2 protein-coding genes are annotated in these 3,129 nt (G+C 77.8%); both read right to left on the bottom strand.

Annotated elements, in window-relative coordinates:
* On the bottom strand, positions 1-2,685 hold a 2,685-nt coding region (locus AB0F10_RS44980; protein ID WP_360640653.1), incomplete at its 3' end, for a DUF6493 family protein.
* Positions 2,682-3,129, bottom strand: a 448-nt coding sequence (locus AB0F10_RS44985; protein WP_360640655.1) for an SWIM zinc finger family protein, incomplete at its 5' end; no start/stop codon positions are given. The genes AB0F10_RS44980 and AB0F10_RS44985, both read right to left, overlap by 4 nt.

Below are 3,129 nucleotides of genomic sequence, written 5' to 3' on the forward strand. Positions count from 1 at the left end.
GTCCGCGACGCCGCAGCCGTCGGCCGTGCAGAGCTGGTCCAGCAGGGTGAGCAGCGCGCAGAGCGGCCGCGGCGGCAGCTCCCGCCAGGCCGGCTCGCCGGCGGTCAGCGCCCGGCGGACGACCGTGCCGTGCAGCGGCGAGACGGCCGCGACCCGGGCCAGTGCCTCGGCGAGGCGGTGGCCCGAGGTGCCCTCCCAGAGGTCCTTGCCGAGCGCCGGCCCGAGCACCCCGCCGGTGAGCCGGCCGTCGGCGACCGCCTGGGCGAGCACGTCGGCGGCGAGGACGCGCACCTCGGCGCCGTCGTCGGCGGCGAGCAGCAGCACCGCCCGCAGCGCCTCGGCGGGCAGCGGCTCGTCGGGTTCGAGCAGCCAGCCGAGCGCCCGGCGCGAGTGCGGCTCGCCGGCCCAGACCCAGCGGTTGTCGCCCGGCCACTGGGTGGCCGCCCACGCGGTGCTGTACCGGGCGTCGCGGGCCCACTCGTGCCATTCCTCGACCGCCCGGTACTCGGGTAGCCGGTGCAGATCAAGGAGGAACGTGCCGTCCTGGTTCGGCGAGAAGACGGCCCGCGCGTACGCCTCGGGATCCAGCCGGTCCATTCGAGGAGGCGGCGGCGGGACGGGTTCGCCGAACGCGTACGGCGCTCCCGTGTGCGGCCGGCCGAGCTGCCAGGCGACGGCCCGGGGTACCGGATCGGGCGCCGCGGCGACGTCCTCGCCGGAGCCGCAGGCGGCCCGGACCACCGCGGCCAGCGTGCCCGGCAGGCCGGCGAGCCGCTCCCGGGCAGCGGCCCGGCCCCACGGTGCGAGGCGGGTCACCGCGATCGCGGCGTCGAGGGGCCGGTCCAGGGCCGCGTCGCCGGCGGCGATCACCCGATCCGCGAGCACGGCCGGGTCGAGCCAGCCGTTCTCGTCGGTCGGCGGGGCCAGCAGCCGGGCGGTGGCGCCGCCGCGCAGCATGAGGGCCACCTCACGGAGCCGGCCCACCAGCCAGTCGCGCGGGGCGGCGAGCGGGCCCGCGGGCGGCGCCACGCGTTCCGGCTGCATCCAGAACGCCACCAGGTAGCAGAAGTCGGCGACGATGCTCTCGCCCCAGCCCGGCTCCTCGGTTTCGAAGATCCGGTTGACCCGGTCGATGAGCGGTCCGACCCGGCGGCCGAAGTCGTCGGGTCGCACCGCGCTCAGCGCGGCCAGCCCGTCGAGGGCGCGCTCGCAGTCCGAGGTCCGCTCCGCGGTCCCGTCGACCACTCGCAGCAGCCATTCGATCAGCTCGTCCAGCGTGCCGATCGGGGCGGCGACGGGCCTGGAATCGCCGGGCCGCGCGTCCCGCCAGGGCTCGAGCAGCACCGGCGGCGGCTCCTCGCCGGCCCGGATCGCCGCCACGACCGGGCCGAGACCGGCGACGCCGGCGGCCTGCGCGAGCAGCTCGTCGAGGCCGGATTCCGCCTCGGCGGGCGCCGCCGGGAGGTGCGCGTTCAGCTCGGCGGCCACCGACGGGGCGAGATCCGGCGCCGCGTCGCTCAGCGCGGCCCGGACCACCGGGTCGCAGAGGTGGGGAAGCAGCGCCCGCACCGCATCCTGCTGGACCTCCGGGCGGGGGTGGCAGAGGGCCAGGGTCAGCGCGCCGGCCGCCGGCGCCGCCAGCGCGGGTTGCCGGCGCAGGGCCGACGCGATCAGCTTGACGGCGCCCCGGGCGGTGCCCGCCGCGGTGACACCGGTGGCCGCGCCGACCTGGTCGATCACGTCTGCCGGGTCGAGCCGGCCGGTCCGGTCGACCTTCAGCAGCATCTGCACGGCGAAGCCGGCGACCGACGGCGTGTGGTGCCCGGCCAGCCGGAGCAGCCGCTGCCGCCGGTCGGCGAACTCCGCGACGGACGGGCGCATGACGGTCAGGAACCGCCGGTACGTCGCGGTGCCCTCGCCCCCGTCGCCGGCCATCGTGTCGAGAACTCCGGTGAGAACCCGGTCCCGCAGCGGGTCACCGCCGGGCAGGGCGGCCAGCAGCGGCGACCAGGCCCGCTCGGTGTCGAAGCCGGGGCCCGAGGACCTCACCTGCCGTTCATCGCCGCGGACCAGCACGGGGATGCCGTCTGGCAGGTCCAGGAGCGCCGGAAGGTCCACCTCGAGCAGGGCCGGATCGCGGCGCACCATGTCGGGCAGCTTCTCCGCCTGTGACCGGCCGGCGTACTCGGCGCAGCCCTCCAGCCAGCGGCGGTCGCCGGGCCGTGCGACCAGCCCGTCCACGACGAGGCGCCAGACCGAGTCCCACAGCCGGTGCCCGTACGCCAGGCCTTCGTCGGCCACCCGATCCAGCCAGGGCGGGCGCCGGTCGGCGAGGATGCGGTGCCCGGCCGTGCTCGCGAGGGCGTCCTTGAGGTGGTGCCGGCGGCGCCAGGCGTCCTCGCCGTCGTGGATGTCGATGTCCGGCGGCCAGCCGTCCGGGTCGCCGGTGCCCAGCCACGCCAGGTGGGCGGCCCTGAGCCGGGCCCGGCCCGCGCGGACCTCGGCGGCCGGCGCGCGGACGTCGCGGGCGTGGCCGGCGCGGTGCAGCTCGTCAGCGCGTGCCACCACCGCCGGATCGAGCGCCGCCCGGTCCCGCTCGGACAGCGGCGCCAGCAACGCGACGATCGCCCCGTCGTCGGCCTCGTCGATGGCGGCGACAAGCCGCTCAAGGTCGGACCCGCTCACGTGCCGGCCTCCTTCGTCAGATGGGAACGTGCGGCCAGGACGTGCCGGCAGGGGCCGCGGGACCCGCGGTGCCGGGAATACCACAGGCAGGTGCACCGGGCGTCGTCCGCGGTGAGCACGACCCGGTGCGCGAAACCGCGGCCGCGGACGAACACCTCGTGGCCGCCCGGGATCGGGTTGACCTCGAGGTCGCCGGCGGTGATCGCGGCCGCCCGGCGTACCCGCGGCTGCAGCGCCGCGACGCGCTCGGCGGCGAACGGCAGGTCCCGGCGGAACCAGGCACCCTCGGTGAGGTCGTACCCGACAAGTCCCTGGCCGCCGAGCACGGCCAGCAGGAGACGCAGCCGCTCGGCGGAGACTCCGGCCCGGGCGGCGAGGCCGGCCTCGTCGCGCCGGGCGGTCCACGCCCGCTCGGGATGCAGGGCGGCGGCCGCGGCCACCGCC

Origin of the sequence: Actinoplanes sp. NPDC026623, assembly GCF_040638275.1 — a bacterium.
GTDB lineage: Bacteria > Actinomycetota > Actinomycetes > Mycobacteriales > Micromonosporaceae > Actinoplanes.